This is a genomic window from Pseudomonas sp. S36, assembly GCF_016647875.1.
GTDB lineage: Bacteria > Pseudomonadota > Gammaproteobacteria > Pseudomonadales > Pseudomonadaceae > Aquipseudomonas > Aquipseudomonas parafulva.
Map to the genome: position 1 here is coordinate 20,911 of NZ_JACVVG010000023.1, position 25,162 is coordinate 46,072.

The 25,162-nt window shown below is 65.3% G+C and carries 22 protein-coding genes and 1 pseudogene; 12 read left to right on the forward strand and 11 right to left on the reverse strand.

Annotated features, from left to right (window positions below; translation table 11 throughout):
* Positions 1-5 precede the first annotated feature (5 nt).
* Both IAE36_RS14320 and IAE36_RS14325 read left to right on the forward strand, forming a co-directional pair.
* On the forward strand, positions 6-668 hold the full coding sequence (locus IAE36_RS14320) for a response regulator (RefSeq protein ID WP_028634378.1): 663 nt from the start codon (positions 6-8) through the stop codon (positions 666-668).
* Positions 665-2,041, forward strand: a complete 1,377-nt coding sequence (locus IAE36_RS14325) for a sensor histidine kinase (RefSeq protein ID WP_201213055.1) — start codon at positions 665-667, stop codon at positions 2,039-2,041. Before IAE36_RS14320 ends, IAE36_RS14325 begins: the two co-directional genes overlap by 4 nt.
* On the opposite strand, the gene IAE36_RS14330 is transcribed toward IAE36_RS14325, so the two are convergent.
* Positions 2,038-2,424: a VOC family protein gene (locus IAE36_RS14330; RefSeq protein ID WP_028634376.1), complete on the reverse strand. Its 387-nt coding sequence runs from the start codon at positions 2,422-2,424 to the stop codon at positions 2,038-2,040. The two genes, IAE36_RS14325 and IAE36_RS14330, sit on opposite strands and share 4 nt — an antisense overlap.
* Positions 2,425-2,624: 200 nt before the next feature.
* Here IAE36_RS14330 and IAE36_RS14335 point away from each other — a divergent pair, with 200 nt between their 5' ends.
* Positions 2,625-3,530 carry a LysR family transcriptional regulator gene (locus IAE36_RS14335; RefSeq protein ID WP_201213057.1) on the forward strand — a complete coding sequence of 302 codons (906 nt, stop codon included), beginning with the start codon at positions 2,625-2,627 and terminating at the stop codon, positions 3,528-3,530.
* Between the two features lie 10 nt (positions 3,531-3,540).
* Here the strand turns inward: IAE36_RS14335 and IAE36_RS14340 are convergent, their stop codons facing one another.
* On the reverse strand, positions 3,541-4,134 hold the full coding sequence (locus IAE36_RS14340; RefSeq protein WP_201213059.1) for a biliverdin-producing heme oxygenase: 594 nt from the start codon (positions 4,132-4,134) through the stop codon (positions 3,541-3,543).
* 116 nt (positions 4,135-4,250) lie between these two features.
* Between IAE36_RS14340 and IAE36_RS14345 the strand changes: the two genes are divergently transcribed.
* Positions 4,251-4,742, forward strand: a complete 492-nt coding sequence (locus IAE36_RS14345; protein WP_201213060.1) for a GNAT family N-acetyltransferase — start codon at positions 4,251-4,253, stop codon at positions 4,740-4,742.
* Between the two features lie 45 nt (positions 4,743-4,787).
* Here IAE36_RS14345 and IAE36_RS14350 read toward each other — a convergent pair whose 3' ends face one another.
* Positions 4,788-6,161 (reverse strand): 8-oxoguanine deaminase, encoded by a 1,374-nt coding sequence (locus IAE36_RS14350; protein ID WP_201213061.1) that lies wholly within the window; start codon positions 6,159-6,161, stop codon positions 4,788-4,790.
* 194 nt (positions 6,162-6,355) lie between these two features.
* On the opposite strand from IAE36_RS14350, the gene IAE36_RS14355 reads away from it, so the two are divergent.
* Positions 6,356-7,591, forward strand: coding sequence for an MFS transporter (locus IAE36_RS14355; protein WP_201213062.1), 1,236 nt, complete (start codon positions 6,356-6,358; stop codon positions 7,589-7,591).
* Here IAE36_RS14355 and IAE36_RS14360 read toward each other — a convergent pair.
* Complete coding sequence (locus IAE36_RS14360) at positions 7,537-8,472, reverse strand: LysR family transcriptional regulator (protein ID WP_201213063.1); 936 nt, start codon at positions 8,470-8,472, stop codon at positions 7,537-7,539. The two genes, IAE36_RS14355 and IAE36_RS14360, sit on opposite strands and share 55 nt — an antisense overlap.
* 186 nt (positions 8,473-8,658) lie before the next feature.
* Here IAE36_RS14360 and IAE36_RS14365 point away from each other — a divergent pair, with 186 nt between their 5' ends.
* Positions 8,659-9,210, forward strand: a complete 552-nt coding sequence (locus tag IAE36_RS14365) for a sterol desaturase family protein (protein ID WP_028634370.1) — start codon at positions 8,659-8,661, stop codon at positions 9,208-9,210.
* On the opposite strand, the pseudogene IAE36_RS14370 reads toward IAE36_RS14365, so the two are convergent.
* From IAE36_RS14370 to fni, 5 genes and pseudogenes are all read right to left on the reverse strand, one after another.
* A pseudogene (locus tag IAE36_RS14370) lies at positions 9,134-10,066 on the reverse strand (phytoene/squalene synthase family protein); the annotation flags it as partial. The gene IAE36_RS14365 and the pseudogene IAE36_RS14370 overlap by 77 nt on opposite strands.
* Complete coding sequence (locus IAE36_RS14375; RefSeq protein ID WP_201213064.1) at positions 10,063-11,553, reverse strand: phytoene desaturase; 1,491 nt, start codon at positions 11,551-11,553, stop codon at positions 10,063-10,065. The gene IAE36_RS14375 and the pseudogene IAE36_RS14370, both read right to left, overlap by 4 nt.
* The gene (gene crtY, locus IAE36_RS14380) at positions 11,550-12,716 is read right to left on the reverse strand and encodes a lycopene beta-cyclase CrtY (protein WP_201213066.1); all 1,167 of its coding nucleotides are present in this window, start codon (positions 12,714-12,716) and stop codon (positions 11,550-11,552) included. The genes IAE36_RS14375 and crtY overlap by 4 nt, the downstream gene beginning before the upstream one ends.
* A complete protein-coding gene (locus IAE36_RS14385) occupies positions 12,701-13,978 on the reverse strand; it encodes a glycosyltransferase (protein WP_201213069.1) in 1,278 nt (425 codons plus the stop codon). Before IAE36_RS14385 ends, crtY begins: the two co-directional genes overlap by 16 nt.
* Entirely contained in the window at positions 13,975-15,021 is a 1,047-nt protein-coding gene (gene fni / locus IAE36_RS14390; RefSeq protein ID WP_201213072.1) for a type 2 isopentenyl-diphosphate Delta-isomerase, read from the reverse strand. Before fni ends, IAE36_RS14385 begins: the two co-directional genes overlap by 4 nt.
* Positions 15,022-15,206: 185 nt before the next feature.
* Between fni and IAE36_RS14395 the strand changes: the two genes are divergently transcribed.
* On the forward strand, positions 15,207-16,190 hold the full coding sequence (locus IAE36_RS14395) for a polyprenyl synthetase family protein (RefSeq protein WP_201213074.1): 984 nt from the start codon (positions 15,207-15,209) through the stop codon (positions 16,188-16,190).
* Here IAE36_RS14395 and IAE36_RS14400 read toward each other — a convergent pair.
* Positions 16,158-17,921: an FAD-dependent oxidoreductase gene (locus IAE36_RS14400; protein WP_201213076.1), complete on the reverse strand. Its 1,764-nt coding sequence runs from the start codon at positions 17,919-17,921 to the stop codon at positions 16,158-16,160. The genes IAE36_RS14395 and IAE36_RS14400 overlap by 33 nt on opposite strands.
* A 195-nt stretch (positions 17,922-18,116) precedes the next feature.
* Here IAE36_RS14400 and IAE36_RS14405 point away from each other — a divergent pair, with 195 nt between their 5' ends.
* The 3 genes from IAE36_RS14405 to IAE36_RS14415 all read left to right on the forward strand — a co-directional run bounded on the left by IAE36_RS14405 (position 18,117) and on the right by IAE36_RS14415 (position 20,940).
* Complete coding sequence (locus IAE36_RS14405) at positions 18,117-18,893, forward strand: IclR family transcriptional regulator (protein ID WP_201213078.1); 777 nt, start codon at positions 18,117-18,119, stop codon at positions 18,891-18,893.
* A gap of 135 nt (positions 18,894-19,028) precedes the next feature.
* A complete protein-coding gene (locus IAE36_RS14410) occupies positions 19,029-20,081 on the forward strand; it encodes a Gfo/Idh/MocA family protein (protein WP_201213080.1) in 1,053 nt (350 codons plus the stop codon).
* Between the two features lie 31 nt (positions 20,082-20,112).
* Positions 20,113-20,940 carry a sugar phosphate isomerase/epimerase family protein gene (locus IAE36_RS14415; RefSeq protein WP_201213083.1) on the forward strand — a complete coding sequence of 276 codons (828 nt, stop codon included), beginning with the start codon at positions 20,113-20,115 and terminating at the stop codon, positions 20,938-20,940.
* A 48-nt stretch (positions 20,941-20,988) separates the two neighbouring features.
* On the opposite strand, the gene IAE36_RS14420 is transcribed toward IAE36_RS14415, so the two are convergent.
* Positions 20,989-22,413 carry an aminotransferase-like domain-containing protein gene (locus IAE36_RS14420; protein ID WP_201213085.1) on the reverse strand — a complete coding sequence of 475 codons (1,425 nt, stop codon included), beginning with the start codon at positions 22,411-22,413 and terminating at the stop codon, positions 20,989-20,991.
* A gap of 323 nt (positions 22,414-22,736) precedes the next feature.
* Between IAE36_RS14420 and IAE36_RS14425 the strand changes: the two genes are divergently transcribed.
* Both IAE36_RS14425 and tam read left to right on the forward strand, forming a co-directional pair.
* Positions 22,737-24,146 (forward strand): amino acid permease, encoded by a 1,410-nt coding sequence (locus IAE36_RS14425; protein ID WP_028634362.1) that lies wholly within the window; start codon positions 22,737-22,739, stop codon positions 24,144-24,146.
* Between the two features lie 127 nt (positions 24,147-24,273).
* A complete protein-coding gene (gene tam, locus IAE36_RS14430; RefSeq protein ID WP_201213087.1) occupies positions 24,274-25,050 on the forward strand; it encodes a trans-aconitate 2-methyltransferase in 777 nt (258 codons plus the stop codon).
* Positions 25,051-25,162: the final 112 nt, after the last annotated feature.

The window sequence follows — 25,162 nt, forward strand, 5'->3', positions numbered from 1 at the left end:
TGAACATGCGCCTGCTGCTGATTGAAGACGATGCCGCCCTGGGGGAGGGTATCTGCGATGGCTTGCGTCGCGAAGGCTACACCCTGGACTGGCTGCAGGATGGGGTCAGCGCGTTGCATGCCCTGTGCCATGAAGAATTCGACCTGGCCATCCTCGACCTGGGGCTGCCGCGCCTGGATGGCATCGAGCTGCTGCGGCGCCTGCGGGCGGCGGGGCGCAGCCTCCCGGTGCTGGTGCTGACGGCGCGCGACGCCACCGATGACCGCATCACCGGTCTGGACGCCGGGGCTGACGACTACCTGGTCAAACCGTTCGACCTCAACGAACTCAAAGCCCGCCTGCGCGCCTTGCTGCGCCGCAGCAGCGGCCGGGCGCGGGTGCTCATCGAGCATGCCGGGGTGTGCCTGGACCCGGTCAGCCAGCAGGTGCAGTACCAGGGCCAGACGGTGGTACTGACCCCCAAGGAATACCGCCTGCTGCACGAGCTGCTGGCCCAGCCCGGCAAGGTCTTCACCCGTGAGCGCCTGACCCAGCTGCTGTATGGCTGGGACGAAGAGCCCGAGAGCAACACGCTGGAGGTCAACATCTACCAATTGCGCAAGAAGCTGTTCAACGGGTTGATCCGCACGGTGCGCGGCATCGGGTACCTGGTGGAGGGCAAGGCATGAACTCGCTGCGCCAGCGCACGTTGTGGCGGGTGATGCTGTTGCTGGTGATCGGCAGCGGCTTGCTGGGGCTGTACAACTACCATGACAGCCGTCACGAAATCACCGAAGTGTACGACGCCCACCTGGCGCAGAACGCCCGGCTGCTGCAGGGGATCATGAGCCTGCCGGTGCATGACCAGAACCGCGCCGAGCTGTACCGGGCCTTCGACGAAGCCCTTAGCCAGGCAGGCCGGCACCGCGTTGGGCACCCCTACGAGAGCAAGCTGGCCTTTCAGGTATGGGGTGACGACGGTACCGTCCTGGTGCACACCCCCAGCGCGCCGCACCTCAACCAGCCACCGCGCACGCCCGGGTTCGCGGATATGGTGGCGGGTGGGGATCGTTGGCGCAGCTTCGTACTGCCAGTGCCGGAAAAGCGCTGGGTGATCTGGGTGGGCGAGCGTAACGATGTGCGCTACGACCTGATCGACCGCATCGTGCGGCACACCCTGATGCCCTTCATCCTCGGCAGCCTGGCCCTGGCATTGCTGGTGTGGGCAGCCATTGGCTGGGGGCTGGAGCCTTTGCAGAACATGGCCACGGTCATCCGGGGGCGGCATGCCGACTCACTGGAGCCGCTGCAACTGGTACCGCTACCCAAAGAGCTGGAACCCATGCAGGCGGCCATCAACCGCTTGCTCGGGCAGATCGACGACCTGTTGCGCCGCGAGCACCGCTTCATCGCCGACGCCGCCCACGAAATGCGCACCCCCCTGGCCATCTTGCGCCTGCATGCGCAGAACGCCCTGGACGCCGGCGATGATGCCGAGCGGCGCAAGGCCCTGCATTTTCTGATGGGGGGTGTCGACCGCCTGGCCCGGGTCGTGAACCAACTGCTGACCCTGGCTCGCCTGCAGCCGCGCCCCGGCCAGCGCGACTGGCCGCTGGTGGACCTAGCCGTGGTGGTGGCCGAGGTGCTGGCCGAGTTCACGCCCTGGATTCTGCAGCGGGGCCTGGAGCCGGCGCTGGAAATTGCCGAGGGCGACTATCGGCTGCGCACCGATGTAGGCGCCCTGGGCATCGCGCTGCAGAACCTGGTGACCAACGCCGTGGATCATTCCCCGCCTGGCGGCCGCGTGCTGGTGACGCTGCAGCGTGAGGGGCCGGCCTTGCTGGTGAGCGTGGAAGACGAAGGGGCAGGTATTCCGGAAACGGATCAGAGCCGGGTGTTCGAGCGGTTCTACAGCAAGGGCTCGCCCAACGGGGCGGGCTTGGGCTTGTCGATCGTCAGCACCATCATGATCCGCCTGGGAGGCAGCGTGCAGCTACGCAACCGGGCGCCGCAGGGGTTGCGTGCCACCCTGCGCGTCCCGGCCGGGCAGCATGGCGGCTAATGTTTCTGGGTGATTTGTATCAGGTTGCCGCAGGTGTCATCGAACACCGCCGTGAGGGCAGCGTCGGCTTCTGAAGGTGGTTGGGTAAACTGCACGCCTGCCGCGCACAGCCGGGTGTATTCGGCCTGCAGGTCGCGCACGCCAAACGACGCGGCGGGTATCCCGTCATGCTTCAGCGCCGCTTTGTACACCTTGGCAGCCGGGTGTGCATCGGGTTCGAGCAGCAGCTCAACGCCATTGGGGTCGTTCGGGGAGGTGAGGGTGAGCCAGCGGTGCCTTCCCATCGGTGTATCGTGCTTGGGTTCGAAGCCGAGTACGTAATGGTAGAAGGCCAGTGCTTTGGCCTGGTCGTCGACGAGGATGCTGGTGACCATGATCTTCATAGGCATGCACCTGGGCTGGGGCTGTTACTACCAGTAAAGCCGCTCCCGCGGGTTTGACCAGCCTTGGGCGCAGCGGGTGACCATAAAAAACCTGCTCTGATCATAGCCAAATGCTTGCCAGTACTGCGCCACCCGTGACCCTGCGGGGGGTAAAGTGTGGTCATCATTCCCGAGCGCCCTGACGCGTCAGAGAGGAACCTGTGGCCGCCTACACCTTGCGACAACTCAAGTACTTCGTTACCACCGTTGAGGCTGGGAGCGTGGCCGAGGCCTCACGGCAGCTTTACATCGCACAGCCGTCCATTTCCACGGCGATCAAGGGCCTGGAAGAAAGCTTCGGCGTGCAGTTGTTCATCCGCCATCACGCCCAGGGCGTATCGTTGACCCCCAGCGGCAAGCGCTTCTACGCCAAGGCCAAGTCGCTGCTGCGAATGGCCCATGAGTTCGAGCAGAATGCCTTGGCCGACAATGACACCGTCGCCGGGCAGATCGACATCGGCTGTTTCGAGACGGTCGCGCCCCTGTACCTGCCGCGCCTGATCGCAGGGTTCAGGCAGCGCTACCCCGGCGTGGACATCCGCTTGCGCGACGGCGAACAGCAAGATTTGATTCAAGGCCTGACGGCGGGCACCTTCGACCTGGCGTTTCTGTACGACCATGACCTGGATGGCACCATCGAGGCCGAGCCACTGATGCCGCCGCAGAAGCCCTATGTACTGCTGCCGGAGAACCACCGCTTTGCCGGGCAGGCCCAGGTGTCGCTGCGTGACCTGTGCCCGGAGCCGATGATCCTGCTGGATGTTGCCCCGAGCCGCACTTATTTCGTCAGCCTGTTCAATGAAATGGGCCTTACCCCCAACATCGTCTTCAGCTCACCCTCCATCGAGATGGTGCGCGGCATGGTGGGGCAGGGTTTTGGTTTCTCGCTGCTGGTCACCCGCCCTCATTCGCCCTACACCTACGATGGCCAGCGCCTGGCGATGCTCGACATTACCGAGCCGGTCGCCCTGTCGGGTCTGGCTGCCGCCTGGTTGAAGCGGGTGCACCTGACCAAGCCTGCACAGTTGTTCGTCGAGTTTTGCCGGGAAGAACTGGCCAAGTTTTAAGGGCACTGCGCTAATGCGTGGCGTCGAACACGTTGTGAAGGTGGCTTCGGTAGGCGGCGAACGCGGCAATGGCGCCGTCTATCGCCTCGGTTTCCTGCTGCTGCGTCAGGCTCAGTTCATCGACGCCAGCGACGAACGCCTGCCAGTGCAAGGCGCGCCCTTGTGGGTGCGCGGCCAGATGGCGGGCGCCGCAAGTGCCGTCCAGGCCCAGGTGCTGGGCCCACTTGAACAGGAAGGCCGCCCCCAGGTTCGAACCCTCGCAGCAGTACAGCCAACCCAGCGCCTGGGCCGGGCTTGCCCGCACCCGCGTGGGCACGGGCGGTTGTAGCAGCAGCAGGTCCTGCATGTCCTGCTGCACTGCGGCAAAACGCGATAACCCATGAAGGCCCGGCAGTTGCCGGTTCAGCTGTTCATCCTGATAAAGCCCCACAAGGCTGCCGTGGAACTGGTACTGCACCTGCAAGAAACGGGCATAGCGTTCGCGGCTTTCGAATGGCCGTGCGGCCACCACCAGCTGATCGACGCTGTCGTGCTCCCGGTGGGTGGACGCTTTGAGGCGTTTGCAGCGGCTTGCTTCAGCAGGTGGCAAGGGTACAACGGTCATCGGCAAATCCGCAGCATCAAGTAAGGTGCCCATGATGCTTGCCATTACCGCATCGCGGCAAGCTTGACGGGCGGTTACCATAGACCAGCCCTACGCCTCACCCAAGGATAACCGCCATGCCCATGCTTCAATTCCGCTCCCCGGTCGCAGAGGATGCCTACCGCTGCCATGCCATCGAAACCGGCGCCTACGAAGGGGACGAAGCCGCCACGCTGGAAAAGATCGCCACCCGCATCACCCAATACCCCCAAGGCTTCCTGCTGCTGGAGAGCGATGGCGATATCGTTGGCTTCATCAACAGCGGTTGTGCCCACCAGGTGGTCATGTCGGACGAGGCCTTCAAGGAGCTGGTGGGGCACGACCCGGCCGCACCGAACGTGGTGATCATGTCGGTGGTGGTCGACCCCGCCCAGCAGGGCAAGGGCTACGCCAGGCAACTGATGCAGGCCTTTGTCGCCCAGATGAAGGCTGCAGGCAAACAGACCATCCACTTGATGTGCAAGGCCCGGCATGTGCCGTTGTACGAGAAGATGGGCTACCGCTATGTGCAGCCGTCACCCTCCGAGCATGGGGGCATGGCCTGGCACGAGATGGTGATGGCGCTGTGAAAACGGCCGGGCCTGCGCACACCCTGTGCGGGCCCGGCTGGGCGGTCAGTCGCCGCTGACCAGCTGGCGCGCCAGCTGGTTGTGGCGCTCCAGTACCCGTGGCAGGTCCACGGTAACCAGGTGGCCGCCCTGCACCACGACGCGGCCATTGATCACGCTGGTGTGCACCTGGGTTGGGGTGCAGAACACCAACGCCGCCAGCGGGTCGTGGTGGGCCCCGGCATAGGCCACGTTCCCAAGGTCGAAGGCGACGAAGTCAGCCACCATGCCAGGGGCCAGTGCGCCGATATCATCACGGTTAAGCACCTTCGCCCCGCCCAGTGTGGCGATCTCCAGCGCCTCGCGCGCGGTCATGGCATCCGGGCCGAACCCTACCCGCTGCAGCAGCAAGGCCTGGCGTACCTCGCCAATCATGCTGGCGCCATCGTTGGACGCCGAGCCATCCACTCCCAGGCCCACCGGCACCCCGTGATCCCGCATGCGGCGCACCGGGGCAATACCCGAAGCCAGGCGCATGTTCGAGCAGGGGCAATGGGCAACACCGGTACCGGTGCGGGCGAACAGTTCGATGCCGTGCTGGTCCAGTTGCACGCAGTGGGCGTGCCAGACATCGTGCCCCACCCAGCCAAGGTCTTCGGCGTATTCGGCAGGGGTCATGCCGAATTTTTCCCGGCTGTAGGCGATGTCGTTGACGTTCTCCGCCAGGTGCGTGTGCATCGACACACCGTAGTGCCGGGCCAGCACGGCCGCTTCGCGCATCAGGTCGCGGCTGACCGAGAACGGCGAGCAGGGCGCCACCACAATGCGGCGCATGGCGCCGTGGCTGGCGTCGTGGTAGTCCTCGATCAGCCGTTGCGACTCCTTGAGGATGTCGGGTTCCTTCTCCACCACCGAGTCTGGTGGCAGGCCGCCCTGGCTGCGGCCCACGCTCATGCTGCCGCGCGCGGCATGGAAGCGCATGCCAATGTCGGCGGCCGCGTGAATGCTGTCGTCGAGCTTGCAGCCGTTGGGGTAGATGTACAGGTGGTCGCTGGAGGTGGTGCAACCGGAAAGGATGAGTTCGGCCATGGCGGTCTGGGTCGATACCGCGATCATTTCCGGGGTCAGCCGTGCCCAGATCGGGTACAGCTGGGTGAGCCAGTTGAACAGTTCCCCATCCTGGGCGGCAGGCACTACCCGGGTGAGGCTCTGATACATGTGGTGGTGAGTGTTGACCAGCCCTGGGATAACCACCTTGCCGGCCATGTCCAGCACCACGTCCGCGTGTTGGGGCAGGGTGTCGCTGGGGCCAACCTGGGTGATCAGGTTGTCTTCAATGAACAGGCCGCCGCCGCGTATTTCGCGGCGTTGGCCGTCCATGGTCACCAGCAGTTCAGCATTTTTGACCAGCAGTGTTTTTTTGGGTTGTACGAGTGACATGGCTTGAGCCTGTCGCAATACGCGTCAGCGATGACAGACGTCGTAGGCGAGCGGTTATGTAATCAGGAATCTGAAAAGTTGTATACATCAGCGCTTAATTGATGATCTGGATTCAGGCAATTTGTGAAATATGGCCGGCAATAAGAAGCCAGAGAACGAATAGACTGATGCTTTACTGTTGTGAGTACTAACCGATGCCTGTTGCACAACCTGATCTTGCCGTTCCCCCCGCTGATCGAAACGCCGGGATCAGCATCGCCATCCTGGCCTTTTCCGCCTTTCTTATCGTGACCACCGAGTTTCTGATCGTTGGCCTGTTGCCCGCGCTCAGTCGCGACCTGGGGGTGTCGATTTCGGTGGCTGGGCAATTGGTCACCCTGTTCGCGTTCACGGTCATGCTGGCGGGGCCCTTGCTGACCGCGCTGCTGGCCCACCTAGACCGCAAGCGGCTGTTTATCGGCATTCTCGTGCTGTTTGCCGCCTCCAACGCGCTGGCCGCCGTCTCGGGCAGCTTTTGGGTACTGGCCATTGCGCGGGTGATTCCGGCCTTGGCGCTGCCGGTATTCTGGGGCACTGCCAGCGAGACGGCTGGCCAGTTGGCCGGGCCGGGCAACGCCGGGCGTGCGGTATCGAAGGTATACCTGGGCATTTCGGCAGCCATGCTACTGGGTATTCCGCTGGGCACCCTGGCGGCTGAGGCCATGGGCTGGCGCGGCGCGTTCTGGATGCTGGCCAGCTTGTCGCTGCTGATGGCCTTGGCCATGTGGGTGTGGATGCCGCAGGTGCCCCGTACGGCGAAGGTGGATTTTGCCCGTCAGGCGCGGATCTTCACCGAGCGCTTCTTCCTCGCCAACGTGCTGCTGTCAGTGGTGGTGTTTACCGCCATGTTCACCGGTTACACCTACCTGGCCGACCTGCTGCAGCGCGTCGCCGGCGTGCCGGCAGCCCACACCGGCTGGTGGCTGATGGGCTTCGGGGCGGTCGGGTTGCTGGGCAACTGGGCCGGTGGCCGGGCGGTGGAGCGTTCGGCGCTTATGGCCACTGCCGGTTTTCTGGCGTTGCTGGCCATGGGCATGGCAGCACTGGTGCCGCTGGCACATATGGGCGTGCTGTTTTGCCTGGCGCTGGCGGTGTGGGGCGTGGCCAACACCGCGTTGTACCCCATCAGCCAGGTCAGGGTGATGGCGTCGGTAAACCACGCTCAAGCACTGGCGGGTACCACCAACGTTTCCGCAGCCAATGCCGGTATCGGCTTGGGGGCCGTGCTGGGTGGCCTGGCCATTCCTGGCCTTGGCATCGAAAACCTGGGCTATGTGGCCGCAGCGGTGGCGTTGTTGGCGCTGTTGCTGGTGCCCCTGGTGCGGGGCCTTGCACCTCAGGCTGACGGCCCTGGCCGTGCGCCGTGTGGCGCCAGCCGCGCCAGCAGGTAGTCAAGCAACGCCCGTACCTTGGGCAGGGCTTCGCGGCTTTTCAGCCATACCAGGTTCATCGGCAGGCCGTCGGTCGCAAGCCCTGGCAGCACTTCCACCAGGTCACCCCGGTCCAGGTGCCGTTGGGTCAGCCAGGTGGGTAACTGGCCGATCCCATGGCCGGCCAGCACCGCCGCGACCTCACCCTCGCCATCGCCCACCGCGATACGCGGTTGCAGCGTGCGTTGCTCCATCTCGCCCGGTTGGCGGCCCTTGAACAACCAGGGGCTGACCTGGCCGTCGGTATGGCCATAGCCGACGCAGTGATGGTGTTCCAGGTCCCGCTCATGCTGAGGTACGCCGTGCTCGGCCAGGTAGGCGGGCGCTGCGCAGAACACCAGGCGCTGCGCACCGAAATACTGGTGCCCCAGCGCGGCTGGCCAGGTGTCGGGGCCGCCGATGCGTACCACGATGTCGATGCCTTCGTAGACCGGGTCGACGAAACGGTCCGAGAACGACACATGGGGCTGCAGCAAAGGGTGCAGGCTAATGAAGTCGAGGATCAGCGGCAACACATGCAGGCGCCCGTAGGACGCCGGCAGCTCGATGCGTACCTTGCCGTGGGGCTGGTCGCCTGTTACCAGCAATGCGTGCTCCACCTCTTCGAGGTCGGCCAGTACGCAGGTGCAGGTGCGGTAAAACGTCACGCCGGCTTCGCTGAGTGCCAACCGGCGAGTAGTGCGGTTGAACAACCGCGTGCCCAGGCGCGCCTCCAGCCTGGCAATGCTCTTGCTCACCGCAGAGCCGGTAAGGTTCAGCCGCTCGGCGGCTGCCGTGAAGCTGCCGAGGTCGGCCACGGTAACGAACACATCAATGCCTTTCAGGCGTTCTGAGGAATACATGAGCAACCTTGGCTAAACCCGTTCACTGCCCTGGCAGCATACGGGATCCTGTGTGAGACTGCCGATTGGCAGCATGAACACCGTTTGGGCAGCGCTGTGATGGAACACTGAACGCCCCCTCGTACTCTTAGCTGCACTATTCACCACCGGACGCCCTCGCTGTCCGACATCGCCCGGAGCGCAAGCATGACCGTTACGCTGCTGACCTTCTTCGGCACCCTGGCAACCATGGAAGCCGTTGCCTGGCTGGCGCACAAGTACATCATGCATGGCTTCGGCTGGGGCTGGCATCGCTCGCACCATGAGCCGCGCACTGGCCTGTTCGAGAAGAACGACTTGTATGCGGTGGTGTTTGCCGTGCTGGCCATCATCCTGATCGCCCTGGGCAACGCCGGGTGGTACCCGCTGCAATGGGTAGGCGCGGGCATGACTGCCTATGGCCTGCTGTATTTCGTGGCCCACGATGGCCTGGTGCACCGGCGCTGGCCGTTCAAAGTGGTGCCGCGCCGGGGCTACCTGAAGCGGCTTTACCAGGCCCACCTGTTGCATCACGCAGTACCGGGCAAAGAGGGGTGCGTCTCGTTCGGGTTCTTGTACGCGCCCTCTATCGAACGGCTGCGCCGGCAACTGCGTGCTCATCATGACGGGCCACTGCGCCGCAAGGGCGCTGCCACAGCTGCGCAGGCCGCCGAGGGTGGCGATGCAGCCGCCGGGTCAGGGCCTGCCACAGGCCACTGAGCAACGCGCCCACCTTTTCCAGCCGTGTGGTGGACAGGCGCCCGTCCCAGGCGTCGGTGCCTGCCCGCATCACCTTGTGGCCAATACGCCGATACACCTGGCCAGCGGTGGCCACGGCCCACGCGCAGCGCAGCGGCAGTGCCGCCAGCCCGGCCTGGGCGCTGGCGTAGTAAGGCTCGGCTTCGGCCACCAGGCGCTGGGCCATGCTTGCCACGGCGCGGCGGTGCCGGGGGTCGGCCAGTGCCTGGGCGGGTACCTGGAACTCAGCCAGCCAGGTGGCTGGCAAGTAGCAGCGGCCCACCCGGGCATCGTCGACGATATCCCGGGCGATATTGGTCAGTTGCATGGCCAGGCCCAGGTCGCAGGCCCGGTCCAGTACCTGTTGTTCATGAACCCCCATCACCCTCGCCATCATCAGGCCGACCACGCCGGCCACGTGGTAGCAGTAGCCCATAACCTCGTCCAGGGTCTGATAGCGGCAGCCCGAGACATCTTGGGCAAAGCCCTCCAGCAAGGCGAATGCCTCGTCCCGGGTGACGCCATGGCGGCGCACCACCTCCTGCAAGGCGGCGAAGGCCGGGTCATGCACCGGCCGGCCGGCGCAGGCGGCGTCGGTCTGCAACTGCAGTATGGCCAGGCGTTCGCGGGCCTGCTGAGGTGTCAGCACCACCGCATCGTGGCCCGCCTGCTGGCCATCGATCACGTCGTCGCAGTGCCGGCACCACGCATACAGCAGTACTGCGCTGCGCCGGGTTTGCGCGTCGAACAGGCGGGAGGCGGCGGCGAAGCTCTTGGAGCCCACCGCGATGCTGTGTTCGGCGTGGGCCAGCAACGCGTCATGGCTTGCCGGGGTCATGGGTGCAGGTCCTCCAGCATCAGGGCGGCGGTGGCCTTGGCCGAAGCGATCACGCCAGGTACCCCGGCGCCTGGGTGGGTACCAGCGCCCACCAGGTACAGGTTGCTCACCTGGCTGTCGCGGTTATGCGGGCGGAACCAGGCGCTTTGGGTCAGCAACGGCTCCAGCGAGAAGGCCGACCCTACGTGGGCGTTGAGCTCGTGGTGGAAGTCCTGCGGGGTGAAGATACGGCAGGTGACCAGGTCGTCGCGCAGGCCGGGGATGTAGTGGTGCTCCAGATACTGCAGGATACGGTCCCGCAAGCGCGGGCCTTCCACTTCCCAGTCGATCGCGGCGTTGCCCATGTGCGGCACCGGCGCGAGCACGTAGTGGCTCGAGCAGCCCTCGGGCGCCAGGCTGGGGTCGGTGGCGCAGGGGGTATGCAGGTACAGCGAGAAGTCATCAGGCAGGGTGGAGCCGTTGAAGATATCGTCGATCAGCTCGCGATAGCGCGGGCCGAAGCACACGGTGTGGTGCCGCAGGTGGGGCTGGGGGCGTTTGAGGCCGAAGTGCACCACGAACAGTGAATTGCTGAAGCGCTTGCCCTTGAGCCGTTTGCCCTCCTGGGTGCCGCGGGGGTGCCCGCCCAACAGGTCGGCATAGGTGTGCACCACGTCGGCATTGGAGGCCACCGCGTCGGCCTCCCAGCGGCGCCCGTCACGGGTGCGCACGCCGGTCAGGCGGCTGCCCTGGGTTTCGAAGGCCTCCACCTGGGCGTTGAGCTCCAGCGTGCCGCCCATGTCGGTGAACAGCTTGGCCATACCCTGTACCAGGGCGCCGGTGCCGCCTTTGGGGAACCACACGCCCCAGGTACGCTCCAGGGCATGGATCAGCGTGTAGATCGATGAAGTGGCGAACGGGTTGCCGCCGACCAGCAAGGCGTGGAACGAGAACGCCTGGCGCAGCTGATCGTCCTTGATGAACTTGGCAACCATGCTGTACACGCTGCGCCACGCTTGCAGCCGCGCCAGTTGCGGGCCGGCGTGGAGCATGTCGCGAAACGACAGGAAGGGCACCGCGCCGAGCTTGATGTAGCCCTCCTGCAGAACGTCCTTGGAGTAAGCCAGAAACTGCCGGTAACCCTCCACATCCGCTGGCTCGAAAGCTTCGATCTGGCGCTCCAGTTCGGCCTGGTCGTTGCCATAGTCAAAGGCGCGGCCATCTTCCCAGCACAGGCGGTAGAACGGCGCCACCGGCAGCAATTGCACGTAGTCCTGCATGGGGCGCCCGGCCAGGGTGAACAGCGCCTCGATGGCGCTCGGGTCGGTGATCACCGTGGGGCCGGCGTCGAAGGTAAAGCCCTGGTCGTGATAGACGTAGGCGCGCCCGCCCGGCTTGTCGCGCCCCTCCAGCAGGGTGGTGCGTACACCGGCAGCCTGCAGGCGAATGGCCAGGGCCAGGCCGCCCAGGCCTGCGCCGACAACCAAAGCGGATCGTTCGTTGCTCATGAAGGGTCCTTGAAATGGGCTGGAGAATGGCGCAAGGCGGCCTGGATGGCCTCACCGACCGGCACTGGCGGCTTGCCAGACAAAATGCGCAGGCGGTCGCGCCAGGTGTTGTGGCCCGCATAGAACCGGGCAATCAAACCTTCGGGCAGTTGGTAAAAGCGTTGCATCACACGCCAGCGCTGGTCCGGTCGCCCGGCCAGGAACAGCATGCGGTTGAGCAGTCGGTAAAAGCGCTGGTCTCGCCAGCGTTGTTCCAGGTAGCCGCCCAACGCCTCGGCCAGCGAGGCTGCGCTGTCCAGTGGTTGGGCGGCCAGCCAGTCGGCCAGGCGTACCGCGTCCGGCAACGAGTAGCCGGTGGTGCAGTGGAACAGCCCGGCACGCAGGCCGACCGCAGGCTGGCGGTGCTGCGCCGCCCACCAGGCGGGAAAATCGTCGGCCAGGGTGATGGGCAGTACGCCTTGTTCTTCGCGCAGGCATTCGGCAACATGCCAGCCGCGCTGTTGCAGGTAGGCGCCGATATGTTCGCGCAACTGCTCGGGGGCCGGTGCCTGGCGGTCTACGTAGTGGGTGTCTTCAACCAGCAGGGTGTCGCTGCTGAACGGCAGCACATAAACAAAGCGATAGCCTTGGCCTTGCGGCACCCGGGCATCCATCAAGATGGGGGCCTGCAAGCCGTGGGGCGCGGTCAGGCGCAGCATCTGGCCGAGAAACGCCTGCTGGCCGAGTACCCGGTGCGGGCTGGGCTGAATGCCGCGCCCGTCCAGCACCACGTTGGCCTGCAGGGTTTCGCCACTGGCCAGGGTGACCTGGTCGGGGCGAGCCTCGGTTACGTGGCAGCCCGTGCGCAGGGAGGGGCCCAGGGCAGGGGTGATGACCTGGGCGAAGCGCTCGCTGGTGATGCTGGCGTAGCCACTGGCAAGGCACCGCGAAAAAGCCGGGAAGTGCACATGGTAGGCCGGCCAGCGCTTGACCACCAGCGGTGCCAGCCAGCGCTGCTGCGGTGGCGTCAGGTCGGCATCATGGAACGACCAGGTGTGGTTGCCACCCAGCTCGGCGGCTTGCTCCAGGCACAGCACGCGCAGTTCCGGTCGCAGTTGCTGCAGGCGCCAGGCAATCAGGCCATTGGCCAGGCCGCCGCCCAGCAGAATCAGGTCATGGCGCACAGGTTGCCCTCCTGCAGCACAGGTTTGCCGCTGCGTAATGCGGTTTCAAGGATGTCAGCGCCGCGCTGGACGCCGCCGCAGGTGGCGAGTTCGGCCTGCAGCGCGGGGTGTGTGGGGGCTGGCTGGCTGAGCAGCCGCCCCAGTGCATCGGTGATGGGGCCGACCCCGGCATGGCGTGACAGCACCTCACCGAGCCGGTGGTAGCGCACGCGCGCAGCCACGCCAGGCTGATCGAAGGCGATGGGGATGACCAGCAGCGGGGTGCCAGCCGCCACGGTGTCGAGCACGGTGTTCAGGCCGCCATGGCTGACCACCACGCTGGCCTGGCGCACGGCCCAGTGTTGGGGGGCGAAATCGGTGACGAGGGTGGCGCCCAGTTGCAGCAGGCTTGCCTGTTGTGCCGGGCTCAACCCGCCGCAGTGGGCAACCAGCAGTTGAGCATCCAGGCGACGGCAGGCTTGGGCGATACGCGCGAACAGCTCGAAGCGGTGACCTTGCAGGGTGCCCAGGCTGGCGAATACCAGTGGTTTGCCGGCGTCGAACGCCCAGTCGGGTGTTGCAGTGCAAGGTGCGCCGCGCAACGGGCCCACCGCATGGAAGTGTGCGGGTAGCCCTTGCCGGTGGAAGTCCAGGCTACAGGGTGTCTGGCTCAACTGGGCCAAGGGCGACAGGCACTGGTGGGCCGCCTGGCGTGCCGGCAGGCCCAGCGCCAGGCACGCTTGCTCCAACGCATGTTGCATGGGCCGCATCAGCCAGTCATGCACGCGCTCACTGCCTTCGTAGATGCGCGGGTCAAGGCCATGGTTGAAGGGCATGACGGGCAGCGGCAGGCCGGGCTCCCGGTTGATCGGCAATGCGCAGGCAACCGAGAAGAACGGCAGCCCACAATGTTCGGCGGCCAGTGCACCTGCGGGCTCCATCTGGTCGCAGATCACCGCATCCACGTGCTGTTCACGCAGCGCCGCAGGCAGCCATTTGCACAGCATGGCGGAGGTCTGTGCCAGGTGCCGTATCAGCTGGCGCAGTTGCAGCGGCCCGGTTGGCCTGGCCACCAGCCCCATGGCGTGGTCCAGGCTACCCGGCGGGCAGTCGGCATGGCCAACCTCGACGTAACCCAGCCGTGTGTCGCTGACCCAGCGCTGCGCTTCAGGCTGATGGAAAAAACTCACCCGGTGCCCGCGCGCGACCAACTCGGCGCCCAGCGCCTGCATGGCCGCAAAGTGGCTGGGGTAGGGCGGTGCAACGACCGCAAAGTGGCTCATGCCAGGTCCAGGCGCGGCGGCACCAGGCGTGCCCGGCGCAACTGGGCAAGGTTTTGCGAGCCGGTGCAGAAGCAGGCGATGCGCAGTTGGCGGATGATCACGTCGAAGTGCGTCACTACCGCTTCGGTTGATGCCATGGCCGCTGTGAGCACCCCGGCGGCCTGGCCCACCAGGTCGGCGCCCAGGCGGATGGCCTTGGCCACATCCACCCCGTCGCGCACACCGCCCGAGGCGATCAGGCCGATACCGGGTACGGCGCGGTGCACCGTCAGCAGGCTCTGCGCCGTGGGGATGCCCCACCCGCTGAACGCCATCGCCACCGCGTGATCGGCGGCATTCTGGGTGCGTTCGGCTTCCACGGCAGCCCAGCTAGTGCCGCCGGCGCCTGCCACGTCGATCATCGCGACGCCGGCATCGCTCAGCTGGCGTGCCACTGCCGGGGAGATGCCAGCCCCTACCTCCTTGATGACAACGGGCGCCGGTAGATGCCGGCACAAGTGCTCGATGTGCGCCAGTACGCCCTGCCAGTTGCGATCACCCTCGGGCTGCACGGCTTCCTGCAATGGGTTCAGGTGGATGATCAACGCGTTGGCCTGCAAGCTGTCCACGGCGCGCCGGGCCAGGTCCAGGCCATCGGGCTCACGCAGCTGTGCAGCGCCCAGGTTGGCCAGCAGCGGTGCATCAGGTGCCAGCCGGCGCAACTCACTGGTCAGGCCTTGGTCATGGCCGGTGCGCAGGCTGACCCGCTGGGAACCCACCCCCATGGCAACGCCGAGTGCCTGGGCCGCTTCGGCCAGGTGATGGTTGATAAAACGGGCCCGTTCCGCCCCTCCGGTCATCGAGCTGATCAGCAACGGCGCCCGCAGGGGCATGCCGAACAGCTGGGTGCCCAGGTCTACGTCGTCCAGTGCCATTTCAGGCAGGGCGCAGTGCTCGAAACGCAGCGCCGACCACCCCGGGTCGACCCCATGGCTGGCGCTGCTGGTGGCCAGGGCGATATCCAAATGATCGTCCTTGCGTTGACTCAACGGGCTTTTGTTCATGCCGGCTCCATTGCCAGGGAATCATCCTGCGGTGCGTGCGGTCTGTGTGCATGAGCCAGACAACTTGTACAACGCGACGCGCTTTGTATAGCTAAGCTGAAAATTGGCACAGCATCAGGCAACGGCGTGCATCAGTCGTTCCTTTTCTACTACGGTCAATGGGCCGCCCACATCGCGAGGCAAGGATGACGACCACAGCCCCCACGCTCAGCGCCGCCGACGCCGGCCACGATCACCAGCTGGCTGCAGCGCACGCCGCCATCGAAGCCCGGCTGGCCGCCTTGTTGCCACCCGCCGGGCATGAACGGGACTTGGTCGCGGCGGCCATGCGTGACTGCACATTGGCACCGGGCAAACGCCTGCGGCCCATGTTGCTGCTGTTCACGGCCAAGGGCCTGGGGGCTTGCCCGCAGGCAGCGCTTGACCTGGGCTGCGCCGTGGAGATGGTGCACGCGGCCTCCCTGGTGCTGGACGACCTGCCTTGCATGGACAACGCAGCGCTGCGCCGTGGCCGGCCAACGCTGCACTTGGCCTTCGGTGAGGATGTAGCGGTACTGACGGCGATTGCATTGCTGTCGCGCGCCTTTGGCGTGGTCGCCGGGCTGCAGACGGTGGCACCGGAGGTGCGCAGCGACCTGGTGGTAACCCTCACCGCTGCCATTGGCAGCGAGGGTTTGGTCAAAGGGCAGCTACAGGATTTGCGCGATGGCGCGCGCCCGCGCACGGCGGCGGAAATCGCCGAGACCAACCAGCTCAAGACGGGCGCGTTGTTCGCTGCGCTGCTGGGCATGGCCGGCCGGCTGGCCGGTACCGGTACTGCGCAGCTGGCCTGCTTGCACCGCCTGGCCGACGCCCTGGGCCAGGCGTTTCAGCTGCACGATGACCTGCACGACCGTGACCCGGCCAGCGGCAAGAGCACCGGGCTGGACCAGGGCAAGTCCACCCTGCTGGCCATGTATGGTGAGCGTGAGGTGCGCCAACGGCTGGAGGTGCACCTGCAGACCGTTGAGCAGTGCCTGGTGAACCTGGCGCTGGCCGATTCGCCGATCTGCACGGCCATGCGCAGGGTCTTTGCGCGAAGTGCAGGGCAGGCTGGCGGTACCACGGGCGCGTGGTGCCAGAACCGGCTGGACGCCTCAGCGGGTGGCGCCTTTACCCAGCATGTCTGAACCGTTGGCCGCCCCTGGCTGTTCATACGCGGTGGCACCGGCGATGTGCCGGCCTGCCACGTAGCCGAACGTAAGCGCCGGCCCCAGGTTGATGCCCCCTGAGGGGTACCAGCCGCCAAAGATGCTGGCCATGTCCGTGCCCGCTGCGTACAACCCTTCGACCGGTTTCCCGTTGGCGTCCAGCACCCTGGCATTGCCATCGGTGCGCAGGCCGGCGAAGGTGCCAAAGCAGCCTGGTTTGACCTTCACGGCGTAAAACGGCCCATGTTCTATAGGGGCCACGCAGGGGTTCGCGCCATTGTGCTGCGGGTCACCCTGCTTGCGGTTGAACGATGTCGAGCCGCGGCCGAAGGCCGGGTCCTGGCCAGTGCGGGCATGCAGGTTGAAGGCATCCACCGTCGCGCGCAGCCCCGCAGGGTCGATCCCGCAGGCCTGCGCCAGCAACTCGAGGGTGGCAGCCCGCTTCAGGTAGCCGCTGCGCACATGTGGGCCCACCGGCAGCGGTGCCGGGCGTGCATGGCCCAAGCCGTAACGGCGAATGAACCGATGGTCGCACAGGAGCCAGGAGCACACCTCTTGATCCTCCGGTACCGCCGCCACCATCGCAGATACGTAGTCGTAGTAACCGTGCGCTTCGTTGACGAAACGCTTGCCGTTGGCGAGCACGCCGATGATGCCCGGCTTGCCTCGCTCGATGATGTGCGGAAAGTGGCCGATGCTGCCGTCGCTGTGCGGTACCTGGGAGACCGGCGCCCAGGCCACGGGCGACTTCAAGTCGGTGGCAACGATGCCGCCCGCCGACTCACCCAGGCGCAGCCCATCGCCTGAGCAGCCCTTGGGGGGCAGGGCCAGGTTGTCGTGGCCGCTGCTGTCGCGGGGGAATAATTGCTGACGGCGTGCGGTGTCGTGGGGGAACCCGCCCGCGGCCAGCACCACGGCGCGGGCGCGGATGCGTTGCTCACCATCAGGTGTGGTGACCGATGCGCCACAGACCCTGCCTTGCTCGATCAGCAGGTGCCTGGCCGGCGACGATGCCTGCAGGCGCACACCCAGGTCCTGCGCCGACTTGGCCAGGCGTGCAACCAGCGCCACCCCGTTGACCAGGTGCATGGCCCGGCCGTAGCGTGCCAGGTGATAGAGGTGGCGGCCGAAGCGTTTGCACACGTGCAGCAGCGCTTTGGGCGACCGGGTCATGTTGAGGAACGCGGCCAGGTCTGGCCCCGCCATGATGGGCATCCCCATGAACGAGGTTTCGCGCAGCGTCCTGCGCAGGCGCGGTAGCAGCGCGCCGACTTCGCGGGCGTCGTAGGGTGCAGCAATCACCTGGTGCCCCCCTTGTGCCGCGCCTGGGGTATCGCCGTGCATGTCGGGGATGCCATTACCGTCCACGAACTGCAGCGCTGTGTGCTGCTCGAAGAACGCCACCATGTGCGGGCAGGCGTGCAGGAAGGCCTCGACGCGCTCGGCGTCGTAGAACTCGCCCAATTCATAGCGTAGATACGTCAGTGGCTGGGTGAGGTCTTCTTCGATGCCGGCACGCCGCGCTAAGGGGTTGCGCGGTACCCAGGCCCAACCCCCGGACCAGGCGGTGGCCCCGCCGAACACGTCATCCTTTTCCACTAGCACCACCTTTTGCCCGTGCCAGGCAGCCGTAACGGCAGCGGCCAGGCCGGCAGCACCAGAGCCAATGACCAGTACATCGCATTCGGTTTCAACGGGCGCGGCAGACATCGCGAGATTCCTGTATTTTTATTGGAACTTGATTCCATATTCTTATGAGGGCCGGCATTGGCCGCAAGTAGCGAAGCGTCAAAGTCCGCGTTTATTGGGCGATAATCGGTCGAATCGGCCCGTTCAACACTGCACGCGCCTTTATCGACATGGAATCATCTTTCACAATTCGTTCCCTTTTTCAGGACACTCCCTATGGCCGGCAGTCAAATCGAGCGCGCATTCAGCCTTGTCGAAAGCCTTACCGGCGAGCCCCAGGGCTTGGCCCTGCAAACCCTTGCGGATCGCCTGGGTATTCCCAAAAGCGCCACTCACCGCATGCTTACCGAGCTGGTGCGGCTGGGCTACGTGCGCCAGAACCGTGACACCAGCCGCTACCAGTTGTCGGCCAAGCTTGTGGCGCTGGGCTTCCGCTACCTGGCCAGCAGTGGTGCTGACATCGTCCAGCCCATCCTTGACCGCCTGGCCCAGGACACTGGTGAACTGGTGCGCCTTGGGGTGATCGACGGTGCCCGCCAAGTGTGGATCGCAAAGTCCCAGGGCGCGCGCTCCGGCCTGCGCTACGACCCGGACATGGGCCGTGACGCGCCGCTGTTCTATACCGCCTCCGGGCATGCCTGGCTGGCCAGCCTGGAGGACGAGCAGGCCGTGCAGATGGTGCTGCGCCAGGGCATCGCCGACCCCGAACAGTTTGGGCCGAACGCGCCGCGCTCCATGGACCAGTTACTCGGCTACCTGCACCACGCCAGGGAGCGGGGCTACGCCTGGGTGGAGCAAACGTCCGCAGTCGGGATGTCTGCCCTGGCGGCTGTGATTCGACGCCCCAGCGACCTGGGGGTGATCGGCGTGCTGAGCATTGCCGGGCCCAGTGCACGGCTTGCGCCAGGGCGCTTGGCCGAGCTAGCGCCACTGTTGCTGGCGGCGGCGCAGGAGCTTTCGGTGGCAAGCCCGGCCAGTGAGCTGTTCGCCTGAGGCGCTTACTGGTCGATTACCGAACAGTGTCTGATGGCAGGGATGTCGAAAACAGGAACGAAGTTCTACAGTGCTGGTTATTGAATCCGGAATCCTGTTCCAGAAAGCCAACAATAATCTGCCGAGGACCTTCCTTTGACTTCACCTCTACGTATCGCGCTGGTCGGCGCAGGCATCATGGGCCGCCAGCACTACCAGCACCTGCAGCAAGTGCCGGGCGCGCAGCTGTGCGCGGTAGCAGACCCAGGCCCACAGGCCGAGGCGTTCGCTGCTGAATGCGCAGTCCCTTGGTTCGCGGACCACCGCGTGATGCTCGACAAGGTGCAGCCGCAGGCCGTGATTGTCGCCAACCCCAACAACCAGCACGTGCTGACGGCCCTGGACTGTGTGCAGGCGGGCGTGCCTGTGCTGGTGGAAAAACCGGTGGGTGTGCACCTGGATGAAGTGCGCACCCTGGTGGAGGCCTCACGGCGCACGGGTGTGCCCGTTCTTGTCGGGCACCACCGCCGGCACAACCCGCTGATCGCCAAGGCCCATCAGGTCATTGGCGACGGCGCGCTCGGCCGGCTGATCAACGTTACGGCCATGTGGCAACTGCAAAAGCCTGACAGCTACTTCGACACCGCATGGCGACGCGAGCCGGGGGCGGGCTTTCTCCTGACCAATCTCATTCACGACCTCGACCTGCTGCGTTACCTGTGCGGTGAAGTGGTGCAGGTGCAGGCTTTCACCCGCAACGATGTGCGCGGTTTTGCCAATGAAGACAGCGCGGCCGTGCTGCTGCAGTTCGAGAACGGCGCCCTGGGCAGCCTGACCGGTTCAGACGCTGTGGCGGCGCCCTGGAGTTGGGAACTGGACTCGGGCGAAAGCCCGGTTTACCCACGTCAGCCGGATCAGCCGTGCTACCTGCTGGCGGGCACCCAGGGCTCACTGAGCATTCCGCAGCTCAAGCATTGGCATTACGCCCAGGCGGGGGCAGGGTGGCATACGCCATTGCTGCAAAGCCAGGAAAGTATCCCGGTTGGCGAAGCCTTGACCCTTCAGTTGCAGCATTTCGTGCGCGTGGCCCGTGGCGAGCAGGCCCCATTGATTGATGCCGCCGATGGGGGGCGTACCCTGGCACTGGTCGACGCTATCCGACAGGCAGCCGCCAGCGGCCGGGCCTGCACTCCAGAATTGATTGCCTGACGGGCATGTTCTTTATTGACGGTGAAGCAAAATGACGGATCGAATTTTCTCCCTGGCAGCGCTTACGGTACTGGAGCTGTCGCCGCCGGACATGGTGGAAGCCGCTGCCCGCGCGGGGTATAGCCACGTAGGCCTGCGCCTGGTGCCGGCGACAGAGCAGGAACAGCACTTCCCGCTGGTGGCCGACGCGAGCCTGCGCCGGCAAACCCAGGCGCGCTTGCGCGACACCGGTATCAAAGTCCTGGACCTGGAGATTCTGCGGCTCAAGCCGGATACCTGCGTGGCGGACTTCAAGGCCATTCTCGACGTGGGCGCGGAGCTGGGCGGTACCGAACTGTTGGTGGCGGGCAACGACCCTGACGAGTCGCGGCTAACCGAGCGGTTCGCGCACTTGTGTGACTTGTCCGCAGACTACGGCATTTACCCGCATCTGGAGTTCATGCCTTGGACAGAGGTGCGTGACCTGCGCCAGGCCATGCGCGTTGTGGCCAATGCTGATCGCGGCAATGCCTGTGTATTGGTGGATGCCTTCCATTTCAACCGCTCGGCTTCGGCGCTGGCAGACCTGGCCACGCTGGCACCCGAGCGCATGCGCTATGCCCAGTTGTGTGATGTGGCGGGCCCGGTACCGGATGACATGGACGAAATCCTGCGCCAGGCCCGCAACGAACGGCGGTTTCCGGGCGACGGCGATGCTGACCTCGTAGGGTTGCTGCGTGCTCTGCCAGCGAACGTGCCGCTGAGCCTGGAAATACCGACCCGCCAGTTGCTGGAGCAGGGTATCAGTGGCGAACAACGGGCACGCATGGCCCTGCAACGGGCCAAGGCCGTGCTCGCCAAAGCCACCTCCCTTTCGTAAAAGCGAGGGATGCGCCGCAAAGCGGCGCTGCTTGCAGCCACCGCCCTTTCACACGCCCCCACGCCGCACATGCTTGGCCAGCACCTGCTCCAGCATTTCCCACATCAACGGGTCCAGGCTGAATGCCACGTTGAAGCGCATCCACCCGGTCTGCCCGGCATCGACCATGAACAACTGGCCAGGCCCGAGCATGATGCCTTTTTCCAGCGCATCGTCCAGCAGCAGCGCGCTGTCAGGAATCGCCGGATGGCGGGTCCAGATGTACATGCCTTCGTCCGACTCGGTGAACAGCTCGAAGCCCAGCCGGTGCAAGTGCCGGCCGACTTCCTGGTGGGCTTCGGCCAGGCGCTGGCGCAGGCGTTTGAGGTGCTTGCGCCAGCGGCCGTCGATGATCGCGGCATACACCACACGCTCCATCACCTGGGACGTGGTCAGCCCCGAGCGCATCTTCATCTGCAACAGCTGCTGCGCCAGGCCCGGGTTGGCCAGCATGTAGCCCACCCGCACATTGGGTGAGATGCTCTTCGAGTAGCTGCCCACGTACACCACCTGCTGCAGATGATCGAGGCTGGCCAGGCACGGCTGGGGTTCGGCGATCATGTCGGCGTACAGGTTGTTCTCGACCAAGCGGAAGCCATGCTGGCTGGCCAGTTGCAGCAGGCGGTGCAGTTGCGGCAGCGGGGTGCGCGAGCAGGTCGGGCTGTGCAGGTGCGGCTGGGTGAAGAACGCCGTCGGGCGGTGCTGCGTCAGCAGGTGCTCGAGGTGGTTGAGGTCGTAACCGGTAGGCGTGCGCGGTACGCCCACCAACGTGGCACCCTGGGTACGCAGGATGCTCATCAGGTTGGGGTAGCCAGGGTCCTCCACTAGCACCACGTCACCCGGCCGGACCAGCGTGCGCACCGCCAGGTCCAGTGCCTGGCTGGCGCCGTGGGTAAGCATCAATTGCGCAGGGTTGGCGACGATCGACAGTTCCTGTTGCAGGTTCTGCGCGGTCAGGGTACGCAGCTCCGGCAACCCCATGGGGTCGCCGTAACCGGACAACTCCAGCGGGCTGCCGGCCACCTGGCGCAAACCCCGGCGCAGGCCGTCTTCGTACATCCAGTCGTTGGGCAACCAGCCGCACCCCGGCTTGAACGGCAACTGGCGGATCTCGAAGATCTGCTGCAGGTACCATTCGGAGTTGAACGTTGGTCGGCTGGCGTCAGCCTCGGCAGTGTGCTGCTCCAGCAGTTCGCCCGCGGCCCGGTTGACGAAGAACCCCGCATTGCCCCGGCTCACCAGCAGGCCTTGAGCGACCAGGCGGTCGTACGCCTCGACCACGGTGAAGGTGCTCACCGAGTAGGTGGCGGCGAAGGCGCGGATGGACGGCACCTTGGCGCCGGGCTTGAGCGTCTGGTTGTCGATAAGGGTGCGAAGCCCGTCGATGATCTGGTTGACCAGCGGCGTCGTGGACTCTGGATGTAGTTGCAGCATGGGGTGCCTTCAGGTGGGTGTAGCCAGGCGCTTTGCCGGTGTATTGGTTCGGCGGCCTATACAGTGCAGTGCGAGTTTCATGCCACTGTGCATGGCTCTCTGCGTCGGACATTTTTACATTAGGTGTCGGATATCGCCACATAAAGCATGTTCAGTTCGCCCCAGGCGTCAGCCCTGGGGCGCGTCAGCAGGCCGCCATGGAAGGCCTGCGTGTGTTTGTCACACCATCCTGCCCGCATTAGCACTGATGTACAGGTGAAGCCGCCAGCCATCGGGGTTTCACGCATTTCCTTGGATAAAAAGAAGCACGGGGTACACAACTGATGGACGCAACATCCACAACAACCACCGCGAAAGGCGGGCACGAGAGCAAGCTCAGTGCCTCGCTCAAGTCGCGCCACCTGACGATGATGTCCATCGCCGGGGTGATCGGCGGCGCCTTGTTCGTCGGCTCCGGCAGCGTGATTCACAGCGCCGGGCCGGCTGCGGTGCTGGCCTACCTGGCAGGCGGCATCCTGGTGGTGCTGATCATGCGCATGCTGGGCGAAATGGCGACCTCGTCGCCCGACACCGGTTCGTTCTCCACCTATGCCGACCGCGCCATCGGCCGCTGGGCCGGGTTCACCATCGGTTGGCTGTACTGGTGGTACTGGGTCATCCTCATGGCCTGGGAGGCCTACGTGGCGGGCAAGATCCTGCATGGGTTCTTCCCGGATGTCAGCGTCAACGTCTTCGTGCTGGCCACCACCCTGGTGCTGATCACGGTCAACTTCTTCAACGTCAAGCACTACGGCGAGTTCGAGTTCTGGTTTGCGTTGATCAAGGTGATCGCGATCGTCTGTTTCCTGATCGTGTGTACCGCCGCGGTGTTGAACATCTGGCAGTTCGGTGAAGTGCGCGGCATCACCCACCTTACCGCCGAAGGCTTCATGCCCAACGGGATCACCACGGTGATCGGGGCCTTGCTGGGCGTGATGTTCGCCTTCCTGGGCGCCGAGATCGTCACCATCGCCGCCTCCGAAGCCAAGGACCCTGCCGCGCAGATCGTCAAGGCCACCAACTCGGTGGTGTGGCGCGTGTGCCTGTTCTATGTGGGCTCGATCTTCCTGATCGTCTGCCTGGTGCCGTGGAACGACCCGCACCTGGGCGTCTCCGGTTACGGTGCCTACCGCCGTACCCTGGAGCTGTTGGGCGTGCCTTACGCCGAGCTGCTGATGAACTTCGTGGTACTGACTTCGGTAAGCAGCTGCCTGATCTCCGGTCACTACACCGCCTCGCGCATGCTGTTCTCCCTGGCCCAGCGCGGCGATGCACCGTCGTTCTTCAAGATCACCCGGGCCGGCACCGGCGTACCGGTGTACGCAATCATGGGCTCGTGCGCCGTGGCCATCGTCTGCGCGCTGATCAACTTCAGCGAGACGCTGCGCCCCAAGGACGTGCTGGACACCCTGATGAACACCACCGGCATGATCGCCTTGCTGGTGTACCTGGTGATTGCCTGCTCGCAGCTGCGCATGCGTCGCAAGCTGATTGCCGAGGGCAAGGAAGTGCGCCTGAAGATGTGGCTGTTCCCCTGGCTGACCTACCTGGTGATCGCTTTCATCGTTGCCGCCTTGGTGACCATGGCCTTCATGCCTGACTACCAGATTCTGGTGATCTCCACCGGTATCGCCGCTGCGGTGGTGGTGGCAATGGGCGTGGTGCATCAGCTGCGCAGCAGCCGCCAGCACTAAGCGTCAACGGCGTTACATTGCGGCCGGCTCCCTTGGGACCCGGCCGCTGTGCATTGTGGGCCTTCCCCAGCCCCAGACACCCGGCAGATGGCATATGCTGGACCCATCGCTCAAGGAGATTGCTCCCATGTCCTGGTCCGCCACCCAGTATTCGCTGTTCGAAGACGAACGCACCCGCGCCGTGCGCGACCTGCTGGCCGCCGTGCCCCCGCGCCCGGTGCGCCACGCCACGGACCTTGGGTGCGGGCCTGGCAACTCCACCGAAGTGCTGCTGCAGCGCTGCCCTGATGCCCAGGTGACGGCGCTGGACAGTGACGCCGACATGATCGACAAGGCCCGTGAGCGCAAGCGCCTGTGCATTCCGCGGGTGCGCATGGTCACTGCCGACATTACCGGCTGGTGCGCGGCCGAACCCCAGGACCTGATCCTGGCCAATGCGTCGCTGCAGTGGGTACCCGACCACGCCAGCCTTTATCCGCACCTGGTCCAGCAGCTCAGCGAGGGCGCCAGCCTGGCCGTGCAGACCCCCGACAACCTGGAGGAACCGGCCCATGCCGCCCTGCGTGAAATCGCCAGCCAGGGCCCATGGGCGGCAACGTTCGCTGATTTCCGATTGCCACCCAGGCACGGCGCCAGCTTCTACTACGATGTGCTCAGCCCGCTGTGCACGCGGGTGGATGTGTGGCGTACCACCTACTATCACCCGCTGGTCGGCGGCGCCCAGGCGGTGGTGGAGTGGTTCAAGGGCTCAGCCCTGCGGCCCTACCTGGCACGCTTGCAGCCCCAGGAGCAGGCGCAGTTCCTGCAGCTGTACCTGCAGGCCATGCAGCACGCCTACCCGGCGGCCAGCGATGGCAAGGTGTTGTTGCCGTTTCCGCGGTTGTTCGTGGTCGCGACCCGTTGAGGCGCGGCCTGATGCCGACATGTGTTGTCGATCACGGGGCAGAGGCGTATAAAATGCACCCACTTTTTGTGCCGGTCGCTTCCTGAACCGGCCGCTGAAACAAGAGAGTCGA